Source organism: Campylobacter sp. FU_520 (assembly GCF_025772385.1).
GTDB lineage: Bacteria > Campylobacterota > Campylobacteria > Campylobacterales > Campylobacteraceae > Campylobacter_D > Campylobacter_D lari_C.
The window spans coordinates 79,151-105,010 of sequence record NZ_JAKMRZ010000004.1; the positions used below are offsets into that span (position 1 = coordinate 79,151).

A 25,860-nucleotide genomic window follows, 5' to 3' on the forward strand; every position below is an offset into this window, starting at 1 on the left:
TCTAATGTAAAATTATTTAAAATTAGCAAAAATAATAAAAAAAGGACTATTAAATGAGAGAAAAAACCGTATTTGAATTAATCGTAGAAGGAAAAATTCCTGCTAATAAAGTTTTAGAAAGTGAAAAATTTTTAGCTTTTCATGATATCAATCCTAAAGCACCTATTCATATTTTAATCATTCCAAAAGAACATTTTGAAAACTTTCAAGAATTAAGACCTGAATTAATGAGCGAAATGACACAATTTATCCAAGAACTAGCTACTCTTTTAGGACTAGATAAAAGTGGGTATAGATTAATCACAAATTGTGGAAAAAATAGCGGACAAGAAGTTTTTCATTTACATTTTCATATGTTAGGTGGATTTGAGCTTCCAAAAAATAAAGAAACCCAAATCAATCCTGAATCACTATTCTAAAAAGAGCTTAACTCTTTTTAGATAGCAGGACCAGCTAATTTAAATTCTGCTCCTTCTTTTACATCTTCATAGCGTTTGAAATTTTCTATAAACATTTTCGCAAGCTTTAATTTAGTTTCTTCATAAGCTTTTTTATCCTCCCAAGTATTAATAGGATTTAATAGCTTACTTTCTACACCTGCTAATTCTTTTGGAACTGCAAGATTAAATAAATCATAGTTTTCAAACTCACAATTTTGTATGCTACCATCTAAAATCGCATTAATGCAAGCTCTAGTAGCTTTTATACTCATTCTTTTACCTACACCATAAGCTCCACCGCTCCAACCGGTATTTACCAAATAAACATTCACATTATGCTTGCTAATTTTTTCACCCAAAAGTTTTGCATAAATAGTTGGGTGTAATGGCAAAAACACTTCCCCAAAACAAGCCGAAAAAGTCGCAACAGGCTCAGTAATACCTCTTTCAGTTCCTGCTACTTTAGCAGTATAACCACTTAAAAAATAATACATTGCTTGTTCTTTACTAAGCTTACTAACCGGAGGTAAAACACCAAAAGCATCTGCTGAAAGGAAAATGATATTGCTAGGATGACCCGCACTAAGGCTTGGCTCGTGATTTAAAATATGTTCTATCGGATAAGAAACTCTAGTATTTTCAGTTTTAGAACCATCATTAAAATCAACACTTAAATCATCTTTTAAAACTACATTTTCTAAAAGTGCATTTTGCTTTATAGCTCCATAAATTTCTGGCTCACTTTGAGGGTCAAGATTGATACATTTTGCATAACAACCTCCTTCAAAATTAAACACACCCTCATCATCCCAACCATGCTCATCATCGCCTATTAATTTTCTTTTTGGATCGGTTGAAAGAGTGGTTTTGCCTGTACCGCTAAGCCCAAAGAAAAGCGCCACATCGCCTTTTTCTCCGACATTAGCACTACAATGCATAGGAAGTTTATTTTCTAGTGGAAGCCAATAATTCATCATAGAAAAAATTCCTTTTTTCATCTCTCCGCCATACCAAGTCCCACCAATTACTGCTATATTTTTTTCTATGTTAAAAATTACAAAAACCTCTGAATTTAAACCATCTTTTTCATAGTCTTCATTCACACATTTACAAGCATTATATACCACAAAATCAGGCTTAAACTCTTTAAGATCTTCTTCTTTTGGGCGAATAAACATATTTTTTACAAAATGCGCTTGCCATGCAATTTGTGTCACAAAACGCACAGCTTTACGACTTTTTAATGAAGCCCCACAATATGCATCTTGAATATAAATATCACTATTACTAAGTTGCTTTTTAGCTTTTGCTAAAAGTTTTTCAAATAATTCCTCACTAATAGGCTGATTAATCTTACCCCAAGCAATATATTTTTGTGAAGGATCTTGTTTTACAAAATATTTATCCTTAGGACTTCTTCCGGTAAAAATTCCCGTATCCACACTAAAGGTACCATTTTTAGTACATACACCTTCATTATTATTTTTTTCGTGTTTTAAAAGCTCATCATAGCTAAGATTATGAAAAACTTGTCCGATGTTTTCTAAACCTAAATTTTCTAAACCTATCATTTTTGCCTCCTTATTTATAAGTCATTAAAGCTTGGCCTTCACTTACACTCTCACTAGCATTTACCAAAAGTTCTGCGATTTCTCCATCTTTACTTGCACTAACTTCAATCTCCATTTTCATAGCTTCAAGTACAGCTACAACTTGCCCTGCTTTTACACTATCATTTTCTTTGACTAAAATTTTAAATACATTTGCATTCATACTCGCAACGATGGCATTAGCACTATCATCTACTTGCGCCTTTTTCACTTCTGTTTTGTCTGAATTTACCTTGACAGCACTTTTAACATTAACATCTCTATCAAAACCTGCACTTACTTCTACATGGTATTTGTTACCATTAACTGAAACAGTAAATTGATTTTCATTAACAAGACTTGGTTTTAATTTGCTATTTTTTCTAACATTAACCTTAGCTTCGCCTTTTAAGAAAGCTATACCTTTTTCTTTGCAAGCTGCAACGATAAAAATATTTTCTTCACTTGTTTCTAAATTTTCTTTTTCTAATAAGTTTTTAATATAAGCTATACTTTTACTCTCATCTGCATCAGCAATATCTGTGGCTAATTTTGTAGTTGGTTCTAATTTTAATTGCTCACTTGCAAGCTTAATTACTCCAGGATCTGGAGCAACAGGAGTTTTTCCAAAATATCCTAAAACCATCTTACCATACCCATCTGCTATTTTTTTCCAAGGTCCAAACATTACATTATTAAAAGCTTGTTGGAAATAAAACTGCGATACAGGAGTAACCGAAGTGCCATAACCACCTTTTTCTACCACTTCTTGCATAGCTTTTATAACTTGAGGAAATTTATCTAAAATATTATTATCTCTCATCATTTGTGTATTAGCAGTTAATGCTCCACCTGGCATAGGTGAAAAAGGTATTAAAGGATTTACAGCTGTTGCTTCAGGTGGTAGAAAATAATCTTTTAAACAATCTTTTAGCACTTCTTCGTATTTTAAAATTTTTTCTTCATCTAAACCAAGATCAAAATTACTTCCCTTTAGAGCATGAAGCATGGTTAAAATATCAGGCTGAGAAGTACCACCACTAACAGGAGCTGCAGCTAAATCTATACCATCAACACCTGCTTCTAAAGCTGCTAAATAGCATGCTATGCTTACCCCTGCAGTTTCATGCGTATGTAATCTTATATGCATATTTTCAGGCAAGTTTTTTCTAGCCATTTTAATAACTTCATAAATTTTATTTGGATTTGAAGTTCCACTTGCATCTTTAAAACAAATACTATCAAAAGGAATTTGTGCTTGTAGGATTTCTTTTAAAATTCTTTCATAAAAAGGTACATCATGTGCACCTTTACATTTTGGAGGTAAATCCATTAAAGTAATAGTAATTTCATGTTTTAAACCATGCTTAACTATACACTCTCCACTAAATTTCAAATTATTTACATCATTTAATGCATCAAAATTTCTTATGGTAGTTGCACCATGCTTTGCAAACATTTTTGCATGCAAGTCAATAATTTCTTTACTACCTGTATCAAGTGCTACGGTATTAACCCCTCTTGCAAGAGTTTGTAAATTTGCTTCTTTTCCAACGATGGCTCTAAATTTATCCATCATTTCAAAGGCATTTTCATTTAAATAAAAAAATAAGCTTTGAAATCTAGCTCCACCACCAAATTCAAAATGCTTAATGTCTGCTTCTTTGGCTGCTTCTAGGGCAGGAAAAAAGTCATTCATTAAAACTCTAGCACCATAAACAGATTGAAAACCATCTCTAAATGTGGTATCCATTACATCAATTAATTTTTTAGCCATAATTTTTCCTTATTTTTACATCTTTGCAATTATAACTCTACTTTCTTAAAAAATAAATTTATAAAATTTGATTTAACATAATGATAATAATCGCAATAGGTGCAACAAATCTAAGCAAAAAATACCATACTTCAAAAACAGCTTTACTCATAAATTTAGAAAATAAATTATAAATTTTTATTTTATCTACAAAAAATCCTACAAAAATAGCACTTGCAATAGCTCCAAGTGGGAGCATAAAATTAGAAGTTAATTTATCCAAAATATCAAAAAAACTTAAACCAAAAAAGCTAAAGCTAGCTCCATAACTAGCACTAAAAGATAAAATACAACTTATTCCCAAAAGAAAAACTACAAAACCTATAAAAACCAAAGCTTTTTTTCTTGAAATTTTATATTCATTCACAAGATAAAAAGTAAAAGGTTCTATCATAGAAACTGCTGAAGTAATTCCTGCAAAAAATAAAGCCAAGAAAAAATAAAAGGCTAAAAAATGCCCAAAAATAGTGCCTAAATTAGAAAACAAAGTTGTTAAAGATATAAATACAAGTCCAGCACCTTCTGCGGGATTAGCATTAAATTTAAATATAAAAGTAAAAACAATAAGCCCCATCATCAAACCTATACTGATATTTAAAAGCACAATTACAATTGAACTTGTAATTAAATTTGTATCATCTTTTAATGAAGCTGCATAAGTGGTAATACAACCTATACCTAAACATAAAGTAAAAAAAGCAAGACCTAAAGCTGTTAAAACAGAGTTTAAACTAAGCTTAGTAAAATCAGGATAAAACAAATAAACAAAAGCTTCCTTAAAACCATCTTGAAAAAAACAATACACTAGCATTAAAACAAGCATGATAAACAAACTTGGCATAATCCAAACATTAAGTTTTTCTATACCACTTTTAACCCCTCTTGAAACAACAAATAAAGTAAGAAAAAAAGCAACTAAAAAATACAAACTACTTTCTAAAATACTATTTTGTATTAAATTTCCAAATAAAGCTCCTGCTTCTTGAGTATTGCTAGGTAAATAATAAATCGAAGTTATCATGTATTTTAAAACCCAACCCATAATAACAAGATAAAAAGATAATACAAAAATTCCACCGAGCATAAAAAATCCAGCAAATTTCCATTTTTGAGCATATTTAGTTGCTAAGCTTTTATAAGCATTTACAGGATCACTTTGACTTAATCTTCCCATGGCAATTTCAGCCAAAAATACACAAAATCCTATACTAATAGTCAAAAGCAAATACAAAAGCACAAAAGCAAAACCACCATTTTGGCCTACTAAGGTTGGAAATTTCCAAGCATTTCCAAGCCCTATAGCCCCGCCCGCTACTGCTAATACAAAACCTATTTTAGAAAATTTATCATTCATTTTAATACCTTAGAAAAAAAGCTGTCTAGCCATGATTAAAATCACCGCTAATGGAGAAATATATCTTAAAAAAATATACCAAATTTCAAAATACACCCCGCGCATAAAGGGACGAAATAAAATTTGTAAAGCTTCTTTTTTAAGCACAAAACCCACAAAAAATGCTGTAATTAAAGCAGAAATTGGCATTAATAAATTTTGTATGAAAAAGTCTAAAATATCAAAAAAACTTTTTCCAAAGAAATTTAAACTTGGCGCACTTACATGATAAAAAGAAAGTATAGATAAACTTCCAAGAAAATAAACAATCATACCCACAAAAACCAAAGCTTTTTTTCTTGAAATTTGATAACGATTTATAAGATAAAAGGTAAAAGGTTCTATCATGGAAATAGCTGAAGTAATTCCTGCAAAAAACAATGCAATAAAAAAGGCTATGGCTAAAATATTTCCCAAAAATCCTAACTTTGCAAAAAGTGTTGTTAATGATATAAATATAAGTCCTGGTCCTTGTTGAGTAGGATCAGCTCCAAATTCAAATATAAAAGTAAATACAATAAGCCCCATCATTAAACCAATAATAGTATTAATAATGATAATATTTAAAGCACTGCTTATAAAATTTGTTTTATCGGGCAAACTTGCTGCATAAGTTAAAATCACACATACGCCCAAAGACATACTAAAAAATGCAAGCCCTAGTGCATCTAATATAGAATTAACACTTAATTTTGAAAAATCAGGCACGAATAAAAACTCACTCGCTTTAGAAAAACCATCCATGCTAAAAGAATATCCAAGCATTAAAATAAGCAGTATAAATAAGCTTGGCATCATCCAAACATTGAGTTTTTCTATACCACTTTTAACACCTTTTGATACTACATAAAAAATAACTATAAATACAAAAGTAAAACATATAAATTGAGATAAAACATCATTAGAAAGTAAATTTCCAAAAATAGCTCCTGCTTCATTTGTATCTTTAGGCAATTCAAAAAACCCAAAATAAGCATATTTTGCTATCCAACCTATAACAACACTATAAAAAGACACTAAAATAATAGCACCAAGCATAAAAAATCCCGCAAATGACCAAGCTTTTTTGTTTTTTGGCGCTAAAGTATGATAAGCATTTACAGGATCTTTTTCACTAAGTTTTCCTATGCTAAGTTCTGCTAAAAATATCACAAAAGCCACACCCAAGGTTAAAAGTAAATACACCACTACAAAAGCTGATCCGCCATTGTTACCCACTAAAGTTGGAAATTTCCAAGCATTTCCAAGCCCAACAGCTGAACCTGCCACTGCTAATACAAAACCTATCTTAGAAAATTTTTCATTCATCTTTTAACCTTAAAAAAATAATTGTTTTACCATGATTAAAATCACCGCTAAAGGTGAAATATATCTTACAAAAAAATACCAGCACTCAAAATATTTACCCCTCATATAAGGATAAAATAAAGTTTGCAAAGCTTCTTTTTTAAGCACAAAACCTACAAAGATTGCCCCAAATAATCCACCTAAAGGCATCATTAAATTTGAAGCAATAAAATCTAATATATCAAAAAAACTTTTTCCAAAAAATTCTAAAGAATCTTTACTCCACTCAATTCCTGATAAAATACACAAACTTCCCAAAAAATATACAATGAAAGCTATAAAAATCAAAGCTTTTTTTCTTGTAAAATTATAAGAATTGATTAAATAAAAAGTTAAAGGCTCTATCATGGAAACTGCTGAAGTAATCCCTGCAAAAAACAATGCAATAAAAAAAGCCACAGCTAAAATATTTCCTAAAGGTAAAAAACCGATTGGATCAATATTTGAAAACAAACTCATTAAAGATACAAAAATCAAACCTGGACCTTGCTGAGCTGGATCTCCATTAAATTCAAATATAAAAGTAAATACAATAAGCCCCATCATAATACCAATAATAATATTAATAATAATAATATTAATAGTACTTGTAATAAAATTTGTTTTATCTGATAAACTTGCAGAATAAGTTATAATCGAGCCCACTCCAATAGATAAAGAAAAACAAGCAAGCCCCAAAGCACTCAAAAACGCTCCTACCCCAAGCTTGGAAAAATCCGGAGAAAACAAAAACTCACTCGCTTTAGAAAAACCATCCATGCTAAAAGAATATCCAAGCATTAAAATAAGCAGTATAAATAAGCTTGGCATCATCCAAACATTGAGTTTTTCTATACCACTTTTAACACCTTTTGATACTACATAAAAAATAACTATAAATACAAAAGTAAAACATATAAATTGAGATAAAACATCATTAGAAAGTAAATTTCCAAAAATAGCACCACTCTCTTCTATGCTTTTTGGCAAAGGAAAAAACCCAAAATAAGCATACTTCACAATCCATCCTATAATCACACTATAAAAAGAAACAATCAAAATAGCACCTATTAAAGAAAAGCCAACTATAGACCAAGCTCTTTTGTGTTTTGGTGCTAAAGTATAATAAGCATTTACAGGATCTTTTTCGCTAAGTTTTCCTATGCTAAGTTCGGCTAAAAATATCACAAAACCTACTCCCAAAGTCAAAAGGAGATACAAAAGTACAAAAGCTGAGCCTCCATTTTGCCCTACTAAAGTTGGGAATTTCCAAGCATTTCCAAGCCCAACGGCTGAACCTGCTACTGCTAACACAAAACCTATTTTAGAAAATTTTTCATTCATAAAAATAACCTTAAATTTATAAAACTATAAAAAACTTTTAATGTAGCTAAAAAAAACTTTAATTTGTTTTAAAATAGATATATTAATTTAAATTTCAATAATTTTAAAGCTATATTGATATATAATTTCGCTTTTATAAATCACGAGTAGGGATACGCAAGCCGAAAGGATTTAAATTTTTATAAGGAAAAACTATGAAAAAAATCGTATTTTTAATGCTAGCTTTAAGCGGTTTTGCATTTGCAGCTGAAGGTTCTATGAATCAATGGTTAGCTTCTTTTTCTATCTTAGCAGCAGGTTTAGGACTTGGTGTTGCAGCCTTAGGTGGTGCTATTGGTATGGGTAATACTGCAGCAGCAACTATAGCAGGTACTGCTAGAAACCCTGGTCTTGGTGGTAAATTAATGACTACTATGTTTATTGCTTTGGCGATGATTGAAGCTCAAGTTATTTATGCGCTTGTTATTGCTCTTATCGCTCTTTATGCTAACCCATTCCAAGCATTAGTAGCAGCTTAATTTAAAGCCCTATTTAGGGCTTTATGCGGTTATGGTGGAACTGGTAGACACGCCATCTTGAGGGGGTGGTGCGCTCAGCGTGTGCGAGTTCAAATCTCGCTAACCGCACCATTTTAAGGAAATTTAAAAAATGGCTTTTTATCTCTTAATTAGTGCAATAGCTTTTTTAATTCTTTTCTTTGCTATTAAAAAATACACCTTAAAATTAGACGAGCAAGCTTTACTTGAGCCTATAAAAAATGATATCTATCCTGAATTTTGTGATCTAATCAATGAAGAAATAAGAAATATCAAAAATAATCTTTTACAAAATACTTTTACACTTCAAAATGAAAATCATAAAGATGAATTTTTAGAAAATTTAAGCGATATGAGTAGAAAACTTAATCATATTCAAACCATGAATTTAAGTAAAAAAAATAGTGCTTTATGGGAAGAAACTCTTTTTGAGTTTTTGAAAGAGTTTGAAAAACTTAACGAGCAATACCTAAATAATGGTGAAAAAATCAATGATTCAATGAGAACTTCTTTGCAAGAAAAATTCTCTAATTTAACAAAAAACTAATATAAACAAATTATTTATTTTGAAAAACACTATATAATTTAAAATTATTTTATAAAGGGGTTTTATGTTTATCAACAAGAAAAAAATTAATGAACAAATTACTCAATTGGAGCAATCTAACCAAGCCTTTCAAGATATACTTAATGCTATAAGCAAAACCATGGCAATGATAGAATTCCAAACAGATGGAACCATCATTAGCGCCAATGAAAATTTTCTAAAAACCATGAATTACTCTCTAGATGAGATCAAAGGAAAACACCATAGTATGTTTTGCTTACCTGAGGTAGTAAAATCACAACGCTATGTTGATTTTTGGAGAGATTTAAAAAGTGGTAAATCGAGAAATGGGCTTTTTAGACGTATTGCAAAAGGTGGAAAAGACATTTATCTTGAAGCAAATTATCTCCCTATTTTAAACCAAAATAACGAAGTATATAAGGTTATTAAATTTGCTAATGATATCACTCAAAGACACTATGAAATGCTTGATCTAAAAAACACCATAGATGCGGCTAATCGTTCTATGGCTATTATTGAATTTAATCCTTATGGAGAAATTTTAAATGCTAATGAAAACTTCACTCAAACTATGGGTTACTCATTAAGTGAAATCAAAGGAAAACACCATAGTATGTTCTGTGAAGAAAAATTTAGAAATTCAAAAGAATATACAATTTTTTGGGAAGAATTAAGAAGTGGTAAATTTCAATCAGGAAAATTCATACGCTTTGGTAAAAATAACAAGCTAATCCATTTAGAAGCAAGTTATAATCCTATCAAAAATGATGATGGAGAGATTTACAAAGTTATTAAATTTGCAACAGATATTACTGAGCAAGTTGTAAGAGATGAGGAAAAATTAAAACTTATCAGCGAATTAGCTGAGCAAAATGATAATTTAACTCAAGAAGGTGATAGCGTCATAGAAAATACAGTTCAAAATATTCAAGGCATTGCTGATATGATGAATAATAGTAGTAATTTGGTTTCATCATTAAACGAGCAATCAGAAGAAATCAAAAATATTATTCAAACTATTAGCGATATAGCTGATCAAACTAATCTTTTAGCACTAAATGCAGCTATTGAAGCAGCGCGTGCAGGTGAGCATGGTAGAGGCTTTGCTGTAGTTGCTGATGAAGTTAGAAATCTAGCTGAAAGAACTGGACATTCAGTAAATGAAATTACTACTACCATTAATTCTATTAGAAATGTAACAGCTGAAGTAGTACAAAGTATAAAAGATGGCTTAAGTGGAGTAAATCAAAGTGTGGATTTAGCTAAAGAAGCTAGAGAGTGTATGGAAAAAATTAGAAATAGCTCAGCTCAAGTAGCACAAGCTATGCAAAATAAATAAAAAGTTTTTAGCTTAAATGCTAAAAACTTTTCCTGCTATAAAGCTTTTCTCTACCTTACCTTGTAAGATATCATTTACATATAAACCTTCCCCTTTAAAAGAAAGATTTTCATCAAATACAACCAAATCAGCATCAAATCCAATTTCTATTTTACCTTTGTTTAATCCCAAAAATTGCGCTTGATTATAACTTGTAAAATCACATAATTCTTTCCAAGTTAAAATACCTTCTTTTACTAAATATGTAAAACATAAACTCATATACATAGCTATGGCATTAACTCCAAAATCTGCTTCATCAAAAGCTGAATCTTTTTTAGTGCTAGGAGTATGTAAAGAACTTAAGAAAGTAATTTTTTTATTTTGAAGTAATTTTTTAAGGCTTATTAATTCATCTTTTGCTCTTAATGGAGGTAAAATTTTTGCTTGAGTGTTGAAATTTTCACATGTACTTTCATCTTTGATTAAATGATGGATTGAAATTTCACTATATTGATCATGCAATAATTCAAATGATCTTGCAATTGCTAAAGAACTAAAACAAGCTTTGTTTTTATAAAATTCCACTAGTTCTTTCATTTTTGCTACTTCACTAGTTTCAGCTATATCGCTAATTCCTATAAGTCCTAATTCAAAGCTTATTTGTCCATCATTCATCACTCCATGATCATCAAAACTCTCATCAAAACACTTTAAAAACACCGGAGTTGATTTCATATTAGCATATTGCATACATTGTCTTAAATAATTTGCTCCTAAAGTACTTGAAAGCTCTAAGCCTTTTGCGCCCATATCAATTAAGGTAGCAATATTTTTTAATTTTTCTGTTTTATCTAATACATTAATAGTAGGTAAAACATTAATATCTAAAGATTTTAATTTATCAAAATAAAGCGCATAGCCTTGAGTGTTAGCTTCTAAACTATCTTTTAAAACAATAGTCCCTACCCCACCTTTTAAGCATGCTTTTTCAAGATTATATAATTTATCTATACTAAATTCATTATCAAGCAAACTAACATTTAAATCAATAAACGAAGGAAGTAAAGTCTTACCTTCTATATCAACAATATGCTCATCATCATTTAAATCATTAGCAATTTGAGTGATTTTTCCATCTTCTATTTTAAGATCAAGCTTTTGCTCACCATAAATTTTTGCATTTTTGATAATCATGATATTTCCTCCTTTGATGACATCAAATCTTTCAAAGATTCCCAAGCATTCTTACCCTCTAACATTAAGACTACTTCATTAACAATCGGGGTATAAATTTGAAATTGTTTTGATAAAGAATGTATAGCATAAGCAGTTTGCACTCCTTCGGCTACCTCGCCAAGTTCCATTAAAATATCTTTTATATTTTTACCACTAGCCAAACTTAAACCTACTCTATAATTTCTTGATAGATTGCTTGAAGCTGTTAAAAATAAATCTCCAGCCCCACTAAGTCCTAAAAAAGTTTCTTCTTTAGCATTAAAAAATTGTCCAAAGCGGTGCATTTCCACCAAGCCTCTTGAAACCAAAGAAGCTCTTGCATTATTACCTAAATTTAAACCATCACAAACCCCGCTTGCAATTGCTAAAACATTCTTATATGCACCACAAATTTCAGCGCCTTTAACATCAGAACTTGTATAGGTTTTAATATAATTTGGAAAAAAACTTGCAAATTGATTACAAAGTTCTTGATTTTTACCACTAATAACCAAAGCGCAAGGTTTTTTTTCTAAAACTTCACTTGCAAAAGAAGGACCACTTAAAAAACAAAGTCTATCACTACTTATGAACTCACCAAAAACCTCATCCATAAATTTTAAACTTTTACAATCAATACCCTTAGAAGCTACAAGAATTTTTTGATTTAAATCTTTAAAATTATTTACAAGCCACTCATGTATTCCTTGAGCATATAAAGCAAAAACCAAATATTCATATTCTAAAGCTTCTTTGGTGCTAACAAAATAAGAAAGATCTTTTTCGTGAAAAGAAGTTATCACGCATTCGTTTTTAACGCTCAATGCATCATATAAAGCACTTCCCCATTTTCCTGCACCAACAACTGCTATTTTCATATTTAACCAAGTTTTACTTTTAAAATTTCATTCACTTTAGCAGGATTAAATGCACCCTTGCCTGCTTTCATTGCTTGCCCAACAAAGAAACCAAAAAGTTTATCTTTACCACTTTTATATTCAGCTACTTTATCTTCATTGTTTGCTAAAATTTCATCAATAATCTTTTCAATAGCACCATCATCACTTACTTGTTTTAAACCAAGTTTTTCAATAGCATTATCAATTTCAACTTCTGTATTTTCAAACACATAAGCTAAAATATCCTTACCTGCTTTAGCGCTAATAACACCTTCTTCTATGCGCTTGATTAAAATAGCTAATTTTTCTTGTTTTACAGGTGAGTTTTCTATGGTCAATTCGCCTTTTAAAAGCCCCATTAACTCAGTCGTAAGCCAAGTAAGACAAAGTTTTGAGTTTAATTTTTGATTAATTAGATACTCAAAATATCTACAAAGCTCTAATGAAGAAACAATCACTTCACTATCACTTTCTTTAATACCTAACTCGCTAACAAATCTAGCTTTTTTCTCATCAGGAAGTTCAGGTATATCTTGACTTAGCATTTCATCATCTAAAATTACAGGTAAAAGATCAGGATCAGGGAAATATCTATATTCAGCAGAATCTTCCTTGCCTCTCATACTTCTAGTAACTAAATTAACCGTATCAAATAATCTTGTTTCTTGCACAACTTCTTGATCGTATTTTCCATCTTCCCAAGCTTCACTTTGACGTTTTACTTCATACTCAATCGCCTTTTGGATAAAACGAAATGAATTTAAGTTTTTAATCTCCACTCTAGTATAAAGCTTATCATCACCCTTTGGACGAATACTAACATTAGCATCACATCTAAAACTACCTTCTTGCATATTTGCATCTGAAATATCTAAAAATCTTATAATAGAATGTAACTTTTTCAAATAAGCCACTGCCTCATCAGAACTTCTAAGTTCAGGCTCACTAACGATTTCAAGCAAAGGCGTGCCTGCTCTATTTAAATCTACTTTTGAAAAATTACTCTCATGTATATTTTTTCCTGCATCTTCTTCTAAATGAGCTCTAGTAATACCTATGCGTTTATTTTCTCCATTTACATTGATAAACAACTCGCCATTTTCCACTATAGGAATATCAAATTGCGAAATTTGATAAGCTTTTGGCAAATCAGGATAAAAATAATTTTTTCTATTAAAAATACTTTTTTTATTTATAGTTGCATTAACTGCTTTTCCAAATGCTATGGCTTTTTTTACCGCTTCTTGATTTAATACAGGTAAAGCACCTGGTAAGGCTAAACATGTTGGGCATACATTAGTATTTGATTTTTCTCCAAAAGAAGTTGCACATGAGCAAAAGATTTTTGTTTTTGTATTTAATTGTGCATGAACTTCAAGTCCTATAACAACTTCAAACATTAAAATTTTCCTTAGAATTTTTTGTTTATTCTAGCGTTTTTTATTTCAAAAAGAGTTTAAAAAAGAATAAAAGAAGTATATTAAAAAAAGAAAAAAAGCAAAAAATAATTTTTTGCTTTTTAAAAATTAATGATGTTCATCAACTACAGTTGCACCTGCTAAATAAACATAAGTTAAAATCATAAAAATAAAAGATTGTAAAAATGCCATAAAAGTTAAAAGCATATAAGCAGGTAGTGGCGCAACCCAAGGCACAAGAGCTAAAATGACTGCTAAGAATAAATCATCTCCCTTGATATTACCAAATAAACGGAAAGATAAAGAAATAACTCTTGAAAAATGAGAAACCACTTCTATAGGAAACATTAAAGGTGCTAGAATTTTCACAGGTCCCATGAAATGTGCAAAATACTTAAAAAATCCTTGAGTTCTAATGCCTTCAAAATGATAATACACAAATACTATAATAGCCAAAGAAGCACTAAAATTTAAACTAGCACTTGGAGCCTCAAAACCTGGTATAATCCCTATAATATTACTAAAAAACACCATAAAACCTATAGTTGCAACTAAAGGTAAATATCTTCTAGCAGCTTCATCACTACCCATGGTATCTCTACCCATACTTAGAATGCCTTCCATATAAGCTTCAGCTAAATTCTGACTACCTCTTGGAACAATTTGCATGGATCTTGTAGCAAGTTTTGCTAAAATCAAAGAAATCACAACTACTATACCTAAGTGAAAAAAGTATGCAAAAGTGTGACTAGAATCTATAAAAGAACTAAATAAAAATAAATCTTTCATTAAAAATCCTTAGCAGAATAAATATTTCAAAGCTAATATTATAGAAAAAATTTGCTTATATTTTAATGAAAATTCATTTTATTAGCGCAAAAATATCCACCCAAAATCGCACCTGTAAAACCACCGCCAGGAAATATAAAAGCATTGGCAAAATACAAATTTTCTACACTTTTGCTTTTATAATGTAATCTGTATTTAGCCCCTTCTTGATCTTGAGAAAATCCATAAATTGTTCCCTCATAAGCCTTAGTATATCTTTGTATAGTTTTTGGAGTGGCTAATTCTTGATGGATTAAGTGTGAACTTAAATTCGGAAAAATCTCATCTAGTCTTTGCACTATGGCTTTTAATACTTCTTCTTTTTTAGCTTTATAATCTTGCTTATTTAAATCCCATTCTTGATAATTTGAACTAAAAGCTACAACACCTATATATTTATCGCTAGCTAAGCCACTATCAACCTTAGAGTAATTTACAAAAGCCATAGGTCTTTTTTTGATATCTAGTTTTAAAATATTAGTATTTTCATATGAACTATTTAAAAAATCATCTTCAAATACAAAATTACAATAATCCATATTTTCATAAATTTTAGAAATATCTTTATCATAAATAAAATAAGCACTTACCAAAGAACAAGCACGCTTTTTAGATTCTATTGCTTTGATTTCTTGGGTTAAATTTAAATCTTTAAGCAAGTCTTTATATACGATTAAAGGATCACAATTAGCAATAATTTTTTGCGCATAAACCGTGTGAGTTTCATTTTTATGAGTATATTCTACTCCATAAGCTTTTTGATCTTTTGTGAGTATTTTAACAACTTCAGCCTTGGCTAAAACCTGTCCTTGATTTTCTTTGATAACCTCAGCCAAAGCATCACTTAAAGCTTGCGAGCCACCTTTAATATACACCCCACCATCATAATAATGCTTTTGAGCAATGCCATGAAAACTAAAAATAAATTCTTTACTATCATGATGATAATAACTCATATTTGCGTTTAAAATCTTTTTTAACTTATCATTTTTAATATAAGCATTTAAAACATCATAAACTTTTTTATTAAGCAATCTATTTTTAATAAATATCCAAGAAGTGCTAAATGGAAATAACAATAATTCACTTAATTTTAAATCCCAAGGAAATCTTCGAATAGCATAAGCTTGTGTTTTTATAGCTTTAAAATATTTATCTATACCTTTACTTTCTTGTGGAAATTCTTTTTTTAAAACCTCTTTCACTTTTTCTATACCATGAGGTAAAGTTAGATTATAATTTTTACTTTTAATACTCCAAGCACTTGGTAAAGGTAAAATTTCAATTTTATTTTTTATACCAAGTTTTTCAAAAACCAAATGCTTCATGTCAGTTTTTGCTTCACCTAAATCCATCTCATGAAGTCCCGCATCAATCAAAGCGCCTTTTCTCTTAAAGCAAGTAGCGCAACCACCGATTAAAGAATGCTGTTCTAAAACTAAAACTTTTTTTCCGTTTCTAGCTAAAAAAGCACCCGCACTTAAGCCTCCAAGACCTGAACCTATAATAATTACATCAAATTTTACATCCATTCTAAAACCTCGCGTAATTCTTTGGCTACGAAACATTTTAAACCAAGTTCTTCCATAGGCTTAACTGGCACTATGGCATTTTTAAATTTTTGCATTTTAGCTTCTTTTAAACGCACATCAAGTGAAAATACTTCTTTGATCTCACCATTTAAACTAAGCTCGCCCACAAAAACACTATCTTTGCTTAAAGGGCGGTTTTTAAAACTTGAAATAATCGCTGCAACCACCGCTAAATCTGCTGCAGTTTCACTAATTTTTACCCCACCACTTACATTAATAAAAACATCATAATGCCCCAAAGGAATTTCAAGTTTTCTCTCAAGTAATGCTATGAGCATATCTAAACGATTTTTTTCATAGCCTGTTGCACTGCGTTTTGGATAAGCACTCTCACAAACTAAAGCTTGAATTTCTAGTACTAAGGCTCTACTTCCCTCCATTACCACGCTTAAAGCACTACCACTTACTGCCTTACCACGCGTAAAAAATCTATTAGCTATATCTTTAGCACTAATTAAACCCTTAGAAGTCATTTCAAAAATACCAACTTCAGAAATATTTCCAAAACGATTTTTAAAACCTCTTAAAATTCTTATTTCTTTATTAGCATCACCTTCAAAATAAAGCACTACATCTACCATATGCTCTAAAATTCTAGGTCCAGCTATAGCTCCGTCTTTAGTAATATGTCCTATGATAAAAGTGCTAATATTATTAGCCTTAGAATAGCGCATCAACTCAAAAGTAATTTCTCTAACTTGAGTGATACTACCTGCTGCTGAAGTAATTTTATTAGAATATAAAGTTTGAATAGAATCAATAATTAAAATTTCATAATCTTTTTTAGAAAGCTCGCTTAAAATATCTTCCAGGCAAAGCTCAGTAAGTAAAAATAAATTTTCACAATTTGCATTCAAACGATCTGCGCGTAGTTTGATTTGAGATTTACTCTCCTCTCCACTTACATAAAGTACTTTTTTACCGCTTTTAGCCAAATTTGAAGCAATTTTTAATAAAAGCGTGGATTTTCCAACCCCAGGTGAACCCCCAATTAACACCAAAGAACCCACAACAAGCCCACCACCTAAAACTAAATCAAGTTCATTATCATCAGTACTAATACGTGTGAAATTTTCTGCTATAACATCATTTATACATACTGCAGAACTTGGAGTGTTTGAAAGCGAGTTTAATTCTTTTAAAACTTTAACTTGTTCATGCTTTAACTCAACAAAACTATCCCAAGAACCACATTCAGGACATTTTCCTAGCCATTTGCTTTGTTGATTTCCACAAGCTTGGCATTCAAATAAAATATGTTTTTTAGCCATAAATTACGCAAAAATCTCTTCAACTAAAGTTTTAACATATTCATTAGGATTAAACTCATGAATTTGTCCTAGCTGCTCCCCTACTCCTACATATAAAATAGGAAGCTCAAGTTCTCTTGCTATACTAAACAAAGCTCCACCTTTAGCAGTTCCATCAAGTTTTGTAATAATCACTCCATCTAGTTTTACTAAATCATTAAAAGCTTTTGCTTGCAAAATTCCTGCCACACCTTGAGTACCATCAAGTACAAGGATTTTTCTATGAGGAGCTCCTTGCATAGCTTTATCGCTTATACGAACGATTTTTTCAAGCTCATTAGCAAGATTTTTTTGATTTTGCAAGCGTCCTGCTGTATCTAAAATAACCCTATCATAGTTTTTTGCTAAAGCTTTAGAAATAGCATCATAAGCAACTGCTGAAGGATCGTGTCCTTGTGAAGTAGCTATGATATCTATATCTAATTTTTGCGCCCATAATTTTAACTGCTCTATAGCTCCTGCTCTAAAAGTATCACAAGCTCCAAGTATAACTTTTTCACCATTTTCTTTATGTAAATGCGCCATTTTAGCAATGCTTGTAGTCTTGCCCACTCCATTTACACCTAAAATCAAATCCACAAAAGGCTTGGCATTAGCAAGTTCTGGTCCATCATAAATAAAATAAGTCCCCATAACACGCTCTAAATCAGCCTTTTTAACCTCATCATTTGGAGGAAGATAATAAATAATCTCTTCAACTATCTCATATGCCACATCAGCTTCTAAAAGCATTTCTTCAAGTAAATCTTTAGTAATGATTTTATTTGAAGCCTTAACTAAATGAATACTTTCTAAGGTTTTTTTCAAACCATTTTTTAAAAATCCAAACATTACATTATCGCTTTTTGTATATCTATATCTAACATTTCTTCAGGGATTATCCCTAAATACTCTTTAATCTTTTCGCCTTTTGCATTAAACAACACCATTGTTGGTATAGAACTGACATTTAAAACCTTAGAAAAAACAAAATTATTTTCTCCAATAGCTACTGGAAATTTCATTTTTTCATCTTCTATAAAAGTTAATATTTCTTGCTCTTTATTTTCTTCTAAAAAAAGCGCTATTACTTCAAATTTTTCTTGATATTTGTTATTTAGATTGTTTAAATATGGAATTTGAGCCTTACAAGGTGCACACCAACTTGTAAAAAAAACAAACAACTTAGCTTTAGCCGTATCATCAAAATTAAATGCTTGCTCATGATATTTCACATACATTTTTCTACCATCTAAAAATTTTAAAGTAAAATCAATATTTTCACTTTGAGTCAAACTCGCATTGTCTGTATTTTCAGTACCAGAATTTTCTTTATCACTAGAGCATGAAGCAAAAAATACCGCGATAAAAATTACTAAAAAAATTTTAAATTTCAATTCTTATCCTTATGATTTTTTAAGCTTAAAAGTATAACATAAAAAGTTAAAAACTTTAAGGAAAGCCTTGATAAAAAACAATTTTAGAATAAAACAAAAATCCAAAATGCATTTAAAATTAAAGTATCAATACAAAAGGGATTTTTTGGTTTTTCAAGAAATAATGAAAATTCTAAATTTATACAAAAATTGTAGAAATATCCTTATATATATCCCTTTAAAATATGAAATTAATCTTTATAAATTCAGACATTTTCTAACAAAAAAATATCAAATTTTCGTCCCATTTATGCAAGATAAAAGTTTAAAGGTAGTAAAATTAAGATTAGCTCTTGAAAAAAAGAGCTTTGGGGTGTATGAGCCAAAAGATTCTTTTTTGCAAACTCGCATTGATGTTGCAATTATTCCTGTAATAGGTGTAGATGTAAAATTAGGAAGAATCGGTCATGGTCAAGGTTTTTACGATAGGTTTTTTGAAAGCATTTCTTATAAAAAACCTTTGGTTATTTTTACGCAAATGATCGATGCAAAATCTGATCAATTTTTTAGCCAAGATCATGATATAAAAGGAAATTTTTATATAAACCCTTATAAAAAATATTTTAGGAAAGTTAAAAACAATGATAGAAATATTAGTCGCATTAATAGCCGTTTTTATAGGCGGAGGGATTGGGTATATAGTCGCCAAAAAGATTAATGATGCAAATTTCAATATCTTTTTAGAGCAAGCAAAAGCAAAAGCAAAAGCCATTGAATATGAAGCTGAACTAACACTTAAAGATGCTAAAAATTCGGTTGCTGAAGCTGAATTTGCGGCAAAGAAAAAATTTGATGAAAAAATTCAAAAACTTCAAAAAGAGCATTCTATTAAACTAGAAGAGCTTAATAAAAAAGAACAAAATCTTCATTATCAAGAAAAACTTCATGAGGAAAATAAAAACAAGTTAGCAAAAGAACAGCAAGCTATAAAAGCTTTACATGAAGAAAATGAAAATTTAAAACAAAATTATGAAACAAAGCTTAGCGAAGTATTAAAAATTCTTGAACATTCAGCTGGTCTTACACAAGAAGAAGCAAAAAATATAGTTTTACAAAAAGTAGAAGAAAACTCAAGAGCTGAGATTGCCCATATTGTTAGAAAATACGAAGAAGAAGCTAGAAATGAAGCTAAAAGAAAGGCTAACTTTATCTTAGCGCAAGCTACTTCAAGATTTGCAGGAGAATTTGCTGCTGAAAGATTAATCAATGTAGTAAATATCAAAAATGATGAGCTAAAAGGTCGTATTATAGGTAAAGAAGGGAGAAATGTTAAAACCTTAGAAATGGTTTTGGGTGTTGATATTATCATCGACGATACACCTGGAGCGATTATAGTAAGTTGTTTTAATCTTTATAGACGCGCTATTGCTACAAAAGTAATTGAGCTTTTAGTTGAAGATGGCAGAATTCAACCTGCAAAAATAGAAGAAATTCATGAAAAAGTTTGCAAAGAATTTGAAGATAATATCTTAGAAGAAGGTCAAACTATAGTAATGGATTTAGGACTTAATAATATCCATTCTGAAATTGTTAAATTAATAGGAAAATTAAGATATAGAGCAAGTTATGGCCAAAATGCTCTAGCACATTCTTTAGAAGTGGCACATTTAGCTGGAATCATAGCAGCTGAGTGTGGCGGGGATGAAAAATTAGCAAGAAGAGCTGGGATTTTACACGATATAGGCAAGGCTTTAACACACGAATTTGAAGGCTCTCATGTGGATTTAGGAGCTGAACTTTGCAAAAGATACAAAGAACATCCGGTTGTGATTAATGCAATTTATGCTCATCATGGGCATGAAGAAGCTATTAGCATAGAATCAGCTGCAGTTTGTACAGCAGATACACTAAGCGCTGCACGCCCTGGAGCAAGACGTGAAGTTTTAGAAGCCTTCTTAAAAAGAGTGAGCGAACTTGAAGATATAGCAAAGAGTAAAGAAGGGGTTAAAAAAGCTTATGCTATTAATGCTGGTAGGGAAATTAGAGTTATTGTTAATGCAAAATTAGTCAATGATGATGAATCTGTGCTTTTAGCCAAAGAAATAGCTGAAGAAATTCAAGAAAAAGTACAATATCCTGGTGAAATAAAAGTCAATGTCATCAGAGAGCTTAGAGCTATTGATTTTGCAAGATAAGGTTTTTCATGCAAGAAATGATAGATAATCTAAGCACTTATGGCTATTTGATTTTATTTTTTTATTCTTTTGGTGGAGGTATGGTTGCTATACTTGCTGCAGGAGTGCTTTGTGCAAGTTCTACTAAACTTGATTTGCATTTGTGTATATTTTTAGCCTTTTTAGCTAATACCATAGGCTCAACTTTATTATTTATCTTGGGAAAATACTATAAAAAAGACATAATGCCTTATTTTAAAAATCATAGAAGAAAAATCGCTCTTGCTATGATGAAAATCAAAAAATATGGTGATTTGCTTTTAGTGGTGCAAAAATTTATCTATGGAGTAAAAACTATCATTCCTATAGCAGCAGGTCTTTGTAAATTTAGCTTTGTAAGATTTTTTATCATCAATACCTTAGCTAGTTTGATTTGGGCTGTTGTTTTAGGTTATGCTGGTTTTATTTTTGGAAATACTCTAAAAGAAGCTTTTGAAGCATTTGCCAACTATCCTTACATAGCCCCTGCTTTTATAATCACTTTAATTTTTATTATATGGTTATATTTATCACGCTTTTCTAAGAAAAAATGAGTTTAAAATTCTCTATAAAAGAAACTTATAGAGAATTTTTTATTTTATTATTATGCTTTTTAGCAATTTTTAGTTTAAATCTCATCTATGAGTATAAAAAATATCAAAATTTTAAACTTACTAAGCATTTATTACCTAAAGATAATATCGTTTTATCTTCTTATGAAAAGACTAATAAAAAAGGTAAAAAATATCAAGTTTTAAAACTTAAAAATTCTGATTTTATTTTTTACACCACTAGTTTTAAAGATCTAAATTTAAGTAAAAATGATGTGATAAATCTTAGAGTTATCACTAAAAATATTAACTTCAAAGATTATCTTAGTAAAAGTTTTTATGCACCAAGTTATGATTTTAACAAAACCAAAACACAACAAGAAAATACCTTAATAAAGTATTTTTTAAATCAACATCAAAATGAAAAAATCAAAGAATTTTATGGGGCTTTATTTTTTGCCAAAAATATTTCAAGTGAGCTTAGAAATGATGTAAATTTTTATAATATCGCGCATTTAATTGCTATTAGCGGGTATCATTTGGGCTTGTTATTTAGCTTTTGCTTTTTGATTTTTGCTCCTTTATATGCTTTTTTTCATAAACGATATTTTCCTTATAGAAGTTTAAAGCTTGATATTAGTATTTTTGCTTTCTTGCTTTTAATTTTTTATATATTTTTAATAGACTTTAGCCCTTCTTATACAAGAGCTTTATTAATGAGCTTTTTTGCTTTTTATTTATTTAGTAAAAATATAAAAATACTCAGTTTTAAATTTTTATTTTTAAGTATAGTCTTTTGCATTAGTATTTTTCCAAAACTTCTTTTTAGCGTTGGGTTTTTATTTTCTATTTTAGGAGTTTTTTATATTTATTTATATCTTTATCATTTTAAAGATCAATTTTCAAATTTTACTCATGTTTTTTTGCTAAATATCTGGACTTTTTTAGCAATGATTATCCCTGTATTATACTTTTTTCCTCTACTTAGCTTTCAGCAATTTTTAGCCATACCTTTAAGTTTAGCCTTTATAGTATTTTATCCTTTGGTTTTAATCTTGCATATTTTCTCTTATGGAAATTTATTAGATTTATATTTAATGCATTTTTTTGAGTTTAAAATACATGCGATTAATCTATCAATACCTTTTGTGTTTTATTTTATTTATTTAATTTTATCTTTAGTCTCTATATTTAATAAATACTTAGCTCTTTTTGTAGTTTCTCTTGGGCTTATTCCCTTTATTTTCTTGATTTAAAAGCAAATAAGCCTTTAAGCCCAAAAGATAAATAATCCAAGAAATGTAAATCCACAAAAAGAAAAATAATATTACAGAAAAAGAACCATATACATTTAAATAAGTTTTATTATATACAGCATAATACACAAAAATCATCTTAGAAATATACCAAATCACAGAAGCACCAAAAGAACTAATAAGTAAAGTTTTTAAATCACCTTTTTTACTTACTGAACTTGAATAAGATACAAAAAATAAAGCCCATATAATCACATAGGGTAAAATCTCAAAAAAATTTAAAGCAATATTAAAATCATCTAAGGTTTTTTGTATAAAACCTGAAATATAAAAACTCACCCCAAGCCCAAGTGGAGTTAAGGTTGCTAAAGTCCAATAAGAACTTATACTATGCCAAAGACTTTTAGAATCTTCTTCTAAGAGCTTATTAATCACATAATCATAACCTGAAAAAAAAGCCAAAGAAGTCAAAGCCATAGCTAAAAGCCCTATAAGTCCTAAATTTACACTGTTTTTTAAAAATGTATTGATGTATTGTATGATTAATTCTTGTTGAGTTGGGATTAAAAAAGTAAAAATTAAATTTTTAATTCTTTCTTGATACATTTCAAAACTTGGAATTTGGGTAAAAACCCAAAAACACAAAAACAAAAGTGGTATTAAAGATAAGATAGTATAAAAGCTCAAAGCCGCAGCATAATTTAAAATTTCTTTATCTCTTAAAGCTAAAAGAATTTTAAATAAGTTTTTAAAACTCATCAAAGTCCCATTTTGAAAGGATTGAGTATATTATTTGGATCAAATGCTTTTTTGATATTTCTCATTAAGTCCATTTCAGCTTCACTAAAAGCAAGCTTCATAAAAGGAGCTTTTGAAATGCCTATGCCATGCTCTCCACTTAAAGTCCCACCTAAAGAGACTGTAAGCTTAAACACCTCTTCCACAGCTTCATAACCTTTTTTAACTAATTCAGGATTGTTTTTATCACTTACCATTACATTAGTATGCACATTCCCATCGCCAGTATGACCAAAACAAGGGATTTTAAAACCATATTTTTTAGAAATTTCAGCTATGCCTTTTAAAAGCTCAGGTAGTTTTGAACGTGGCACTGTAATATCTTCATTAAGTTTTAAATTTCCATACATTGCTATGCTTTGAGAACAATTTCTTCTAGCAAACCAAATATCAGCTGCTTCTTGCTCATCTTTTGCTATTTTAAACTCTCTTACGCCAGATTCATAAAAACTTTCTTGCAAGATTTTTAAATCTGCTTCCAAAGCCTCTTCTACATTACCATCTACATCAGCGATTAAAATCGCACCCGCATCCATAGGCAAGCCTTTTTGAAATTTTTGCTCTAATGCTTGTATGCTTAGTTGATCTAAAAATTCCATAGATACAGGAGTCACACCTTTGGCTAAAGTTTTATAAACTGCATTCATCGCTTCATCAATACTGTTAAAAATCCCCATAGCTGTCTTTTTAAATTTTGGCAAAGCTACAAGTTTTAAAGTAATCTCACTAAGCACAGCCAAAGATCCCTCACTTGCTATTAAAATTCCAGCTAGATTATAACCTGCTACATCTTTTATGGTTCTTTTACCTGCTCTAATGATTTCTCCATTAGGTAAAACAGCTCTTAAAGCCATTACATAATCTTTAGTTATACCATACTTAGCAGCCCTCATACCCCCTGCATTTTCGCTTACATTTCCCCCTAAAGAAGAATACTCCATACTAGCAGGATCAGGTGGATAAAATAAACCGTATTCTTTTACTTTTTCTTGCAAAGCCATATTTATCACACCAGGCTGTACCACTGCGACTAAATTTTCAAGATCAATTTCTAAAATTTTATTCATATGCTTTTCAAAGCTTAACACCACTCCACCATTAACAGCCAAGCTTCCACCGGTAAATCCACTACCTGAACCCCTAGGAATGACGATGATTTTATTTTCATTGCAATATTTTAGAATTTGACTAATATCATTTTCATCTCTTGGAAAAAGCACTCCATCGGGCAAATAATGCTTTTTAGTAGCATCATAGCTATACGCTCTTTTATGGATAGGATCAAAATGCGCGTTTTCAACTCCTAAAAGATCTTGAAAGAATTTTTGATGAATTTCTTGCATTATTTTTCTCTAGTTAAGCTAATTAGTTTTTCATAATATACATAATAATTTCCAATAGCCTCATCATTTAAGCTAAAAATATCACTTTTATAACCTGTAATTCTTGAATAAAATGGAATTTGCAAACTTTGAGCTTGTGGTATGGCAAATTCTTCTATCTTGCCAAAATCTTGACAATCAACTATCTCAGCTTTCTTTTCTAAAGCTACTACCAAAAGCCCCACAGCATTTTTTGAACAAAAAGATCTAAAATCTGATCTTCTTGGAGTTTGGCGGTATTCTTGTATCATATGCGCACCAAATAAATCAGGATGTAAAAAATAAATTCTATTTAATTTTTGAGCTATAAAATCATACACACTTTTATCAGGAGCTATAATCAAAGCTCTATCATATAAATAATTTAAAACTATTTTATCGCCTACTTGTGGCAATACATTGGGCAAAGGCATAGCATCTTGAGCTAGCATATCAAAAACTTTAAATTGTAATTTAACTAAGCCATTTTCACGCCCTATCACACTAGCTCTTGCAATAATAGATTTTTGTGTATCAATTTCATGTACAACTATACCACTTGAGTGTAATAAAATTCTAGGATCATCTTTTATATAACCATAAATATCATCTACTTTTTCAAGTTTTGTTTGTATTAAATCAAAATTTTTAGCTTGTAAAAATGCTAAAAAACAGCAAAGCATTAAGATAATTCTTGACAATTTATACTCCTTAAAAAGTGTAAAAATAAA

General features: G+C 30.0%; 23 protein-coding genes, 1 tRNA gene and 2 pseudogenes. 10 read left to right on the top strand and 16 right to left on the bottom strand.

All coding sequences use genetic code 11. The features are described from left to right. Window positions 1–53: 53 nt before the first annotated feature. Window positions 54–419 (top strand): PKCI-related HIT family hydrolase, encoded by a 366-nt coding sequence (locus L8W55_RS02480; protein ID WP_039626806.1) that lies wholly within the window; start codon window positions 54–56, stop codon window positions 417–419. A 17-nt stretch (window positions 420–436) separates the two neighbouring features. Here L8W55_RS02480 and pckA read toward each other — a convergent pair whose 3' ends face one another. Genes pckA through L8W55_RS02505 form a run of 5 tightly spaced genes read right to left on the bottom strand, consistent with a single transcriptional unit; the run spans window position 437 to window position 7,908 of the window. Beyond that, complete coding sequence (gene pckA / locus L8W55_RS02485) at window positions 437–2,011, bottom strand: phosphoenolpyruvate carboxykinase (ATP) (protein ID WP_263677164.1); 1,575 nt, start codon at window positions 2,009–2,011, stop codon at window positions 437–439. A gap of 10 nt (window positions 2,012–2,021) precedes the next feature. Continuing rightward, window positions 2,022–3,806, bottom strand: a complete 1,785-nt coding sequence (locus L8W55_RS02490) for a biotin/lipoyl-containing protein (RefSeq protein ID WP_263677165.1) — start codon at window positions 3,804–3,806, stop codon at window positions 2,022–2,024. A 58-nt stretch (window positions 3,807–3,864) separates the two neighbouring features. Further along, window positions 3,865–5,199: a sodium-dependent transporter gene (locus L8W55_RS02495; protein ID WP_263677167.1), complete on the bottom strand. Its 1,335-nt coding sequence runs from the start codon at window positions 5,197–5,199 to the stop codon at window positions 3,865–3,867. A gap of 9 nt (window positions 5,200–5,208) precedes the next feature. Continuing rightward, window positions 5,209–6,546, bottom strand: coding sequence for a sodium-dependent transporter (locus L8W55_RS02500; protein WP_214116048.1), 1,338 nt, complete (start codon window positions 6,544–6,546; stop codon window positions 5,209–5,211). A gap of 9 nt (window positions 6,547–6,555) precedes the next feature. Then, entirely contained in the window at window positions 6,556–7,908 is a 1,353-nt protein-coding gene (locus L8W55_RS02505; protein WP_263677171.1) for a sodium-dependent transporter, read from the bottom strand. A 194-nt stretch (window positions 7,909–8,102) separates the two neighbouring features. Between L8W55_RS02505 and L8W55_RS02510 the strand changes: the two genes are divergently transcribed. From L8W55_RS02510 to L8W55_RS07945, 5 genes and pseudogenes are all read left to right on the top strand, one after another. Further along, window positions 8,103–8,426, top strand: coding sequence for a F0F1 ATP synthase subunit C (locus L8W55_RS02510; RefSeq protein ID WP_012661906.1), 324 nt, complete (start codon window positions 8,103–8,105; stop codon window positions 8,424–8,426). A 25-nt stretch (window positions 8,427–8,451) separates the two neighbouring features. Next, window positions 8,452–8,537: transfer RNA gene (locus tag L8W55_RS02515), tRNA-Leu, on the top strand. A gap of 19 nt (window positions 8,538–8,556) precedes the next feature. Further along, window positions 8,557–8,991 (top strand): hypothetical protein, encoded by a 435-nt coding sequence (locus tag L8W55_RS02520; protein WP_263677172.1) that lies wholly within the window; start codon window positions 8,557–8,559, stop codon window positions 8,989–8,991. A gap of 166 nt (window positions 8,992–9,157) precedes the next feature. Further along, window positions 9,158–9,823, top strand: a pseudogene (locus tag L8W55_RS07940) (PAS domain-containing protein); the annotation flags it as partial. 102 nt (window positions 9,824–9,925) lie between these two features. Beyond that, window positions 9,926–10,351: pseudogene (locus L8W55_RS07945) on the top strand (methyl-accepting chemotaxis protein); the annotation flags it as partial. Between the two features lie 12 nt (window positions 10,352–10,363). Here the strand turns inward: L8W55_RS07945 and L8W55_RS02530 are convergent. From L8W55_RS02530 to L8W55_RS02565, 8 genes are all read right to left on the bottom strand, one after another. After that, window positions 10,364–11,527 (bottom strand): metal-dependent hydrolase, encoded by a 1,164-nt coding sequence (locus L8W55_RS02530; RefSeq protein WP_263677174.1) that lies wholly within the window; start codon window positions 11,525–11,527, stop codon window positions 10,364–10,366. Continuing rightward, window positions 11,524–12,426, bottom strand: a complete 903-nt coding sequence (locus L8W55_RS02535; RefSeq protein WP_263677175.1) for an NAD(P)H-dependent glycerol-3-phosphate dehydrogenase — start codon at window positions 12,424–12,426, stop codon at window positions 11,524–11,526. The genes L8W55_RS02530 and L8W55_RS02535 overlap by 4 nt, the downstream gene beginning before the upstream one ends. A 2-nt stretch (window positions 12,427–12,428) precedes the next feature. Further along, window positions 12,429–13,847, bottom strand: a complete 1,419-nt coding sequence (gene gatB / locus L8W55_RS02540; protein ID WP_263677176.1) for an Asp-tRNA(Asn)/Glu-tRNA(Gln) amidotransferase subunit GatB — start codon at window positions 13,845–13,847, stop codon at window positions 12,429–12,431. A gap of 126 nt (window positions 13,848–13,973) precedes the next feature. Next, entirely contained in the window at window positions 13,974–14,654 is a 681-nt protein-coding gene (locus L8W55_RS02545) for a F0F1 ATP synthase subunit A (protein WP_263677177.1), read from the bottom strand. Between the two features lie 62 nt (window positions 14,655–14,716). Then, on the bottom strand, window positions 14,717–16,261 hold the full coding sequence (locus tag L8W55_RS02550) for a phytoene desaturase family protein (RefSeq protein WP_263677179.1): 1,545 nt from the start codon (window positions 16,259–16,261) through the stop codon (window positions 14,717–14,719). After that, on the bottom strand, window positions 16,216–17,556 hold the full coding sequence (radA, locus tag L8W55_RS02555; protein WP_263677181.1) for a DNA repair protein RadA: 1,341 nt from the start codon (window positions 17,554–17,556) through the stop codon (window positions 16,216–16,218). Before radA ends, L8W55_RS02550 begins: the two co-directional genes overlap by 46 nt. Window positions 17,557–17,559: 3 nt before the next feature. Then, the gene (gene ftsY, locus L8W55_RS02560; protein ID WP_263677183.1) at window positions 17,560–18,426 is read right to left on the bottom strand and encodes a signal recognition particle-docking protein FtsY; all 867 of its coding nucleotides are present in this window, start codon (window positions 18,424–18,426) and stop codon (window positions 17,560–17,562) included. Continuing rightward, on the bottom strand, window positions 18,426–18,971 hold the full coding sequence (locus L8W55_RS02565) for a TlpA family protein disulfide reductase (protein WP_263677185.1): 546 nt from the start codon (window positions 18,969–18,971) through the stop codon (window positions 18,426–18,428). The genes ftsY and L8W55_RS02565 overlap by 1 nt, the downstream gene beginning before the upstream one ends. Before the next feature lie 67 nt (window positions 18,972–19,038). On the opposite strand from L8W55_RS02565, the gene L8W55_RS02570 reads away from it, so the two are divergent. Genes L8W55_RS02570 through L8W55_RS02585 form a run of 4 tightly spaced genes read left to right on the top strand, consistent with a single transcriptional unit; the run spans window position 19,039 to window position 22,970 of the window. Beyond that, window positions 19,039–19,668 carry a 5-formyltetrahydrofolate cyclo-ligase gene (locus tag L8W55_RS02570; RefSeq protein ID WP_263677187.1) on the top strand — a complete coding sequence of 210 codons (630 nt, stop codon included), beginning with the start codon at window positions 19,039–19,041 and terminating at the stop codon, window positions 19,666–19,668. Continuing rightward, a complete protein-coding gene (rny, locus tag L8W55_RS02575) occupies window positions 19,592–21,145 on the top strand; it encodes a ribonuclease Y (RefSeq protein ID WP_047208531.1) in 1,554 nt (517 codons plus the stop codon). The genes L8W55_RS02570 and rny overlap by 77 nt, the downstream gene beginning before the upstream one ends. Before the next feature lie 8 nt (window positions 21,146–21,153). Beyond that, a complete protein-coding gene (locus L8W55_RS02580; RefSeq protein WP_263677189.1) occupies window positions 21,154–21,717 on the top strand; it encodes a DedA family protein in 564 nt (187 codons plus the stop codon). Beyond that, a complete protein-coding gene (locus L8W55_RS02585; protein ID WP_263677191.1) occupies window positions 21,714–22,970 on the top strand; it encodes a ComEC/Rec2 family competence protein in 1,257 nt (418 codons plus the stop codon). Before L8W55_RS02580 ends, L8W55_RS02585 begins: the two co-directional genes overlap by 4 nt. Here L8W55_RS02585 and L8W55_RS02590 read toward each other — a convergent pair. From L8W55_RS02590 to L8W55_RS02600, 3 genes are read right to left on the bottom strand one after another with little or no spacing between them, the layout of a single operon-like run. Next, window positions 22,917–23,729, bottom strand: a complete 813-nt coding sequence (locus L8W55_RS02590) for a YihY/virulence factor BrkB family protein (RefSeq protein ID WP_087685400.1) — start codon at window positions 23,727–23,729, stop codon at window positions 22,917–22,919. The genes L8W55_RS02585 and L8W55_RS02590 overlap by 54 nt on opposite strands. Further along, window positions 23,729–25,111, bottom strand: coding sequence for an FAD-linked oxidase C-terminal domain-containing protein (locus tag L8W55_RS02595; RefSeq protein ID WP_263677192.1), 1,383 nt, complete (start codon window positions 25,109–25,111; stop codon window positions 23,729–23,731). Before L8W55_RS02595 ends, L8W55_RS02590 begins: the two co-directional genes overlap by 1 nt. Next, window positions 25,111–25,821 carry a plasminogen-binding N-terminal domain-containing protein gene (locus tag L8W55_RS02600; protein ID WP_412175262.1) on the bottom strand — a complete coding sequence of 237 codons (711 nt, stop codon included), beginning with the start codon at window positions 25,819–25,821 and terminating at the stop codon, window positions 25,111–25,113. The genes L8W55_RS02595 and L8W55_RS02600 overlap by 1 nt, the downstream gene beginning before the upstream one ends. Between the last annotated feature and the right edge of the window lie 39 nt (window positions 25,822–25,860).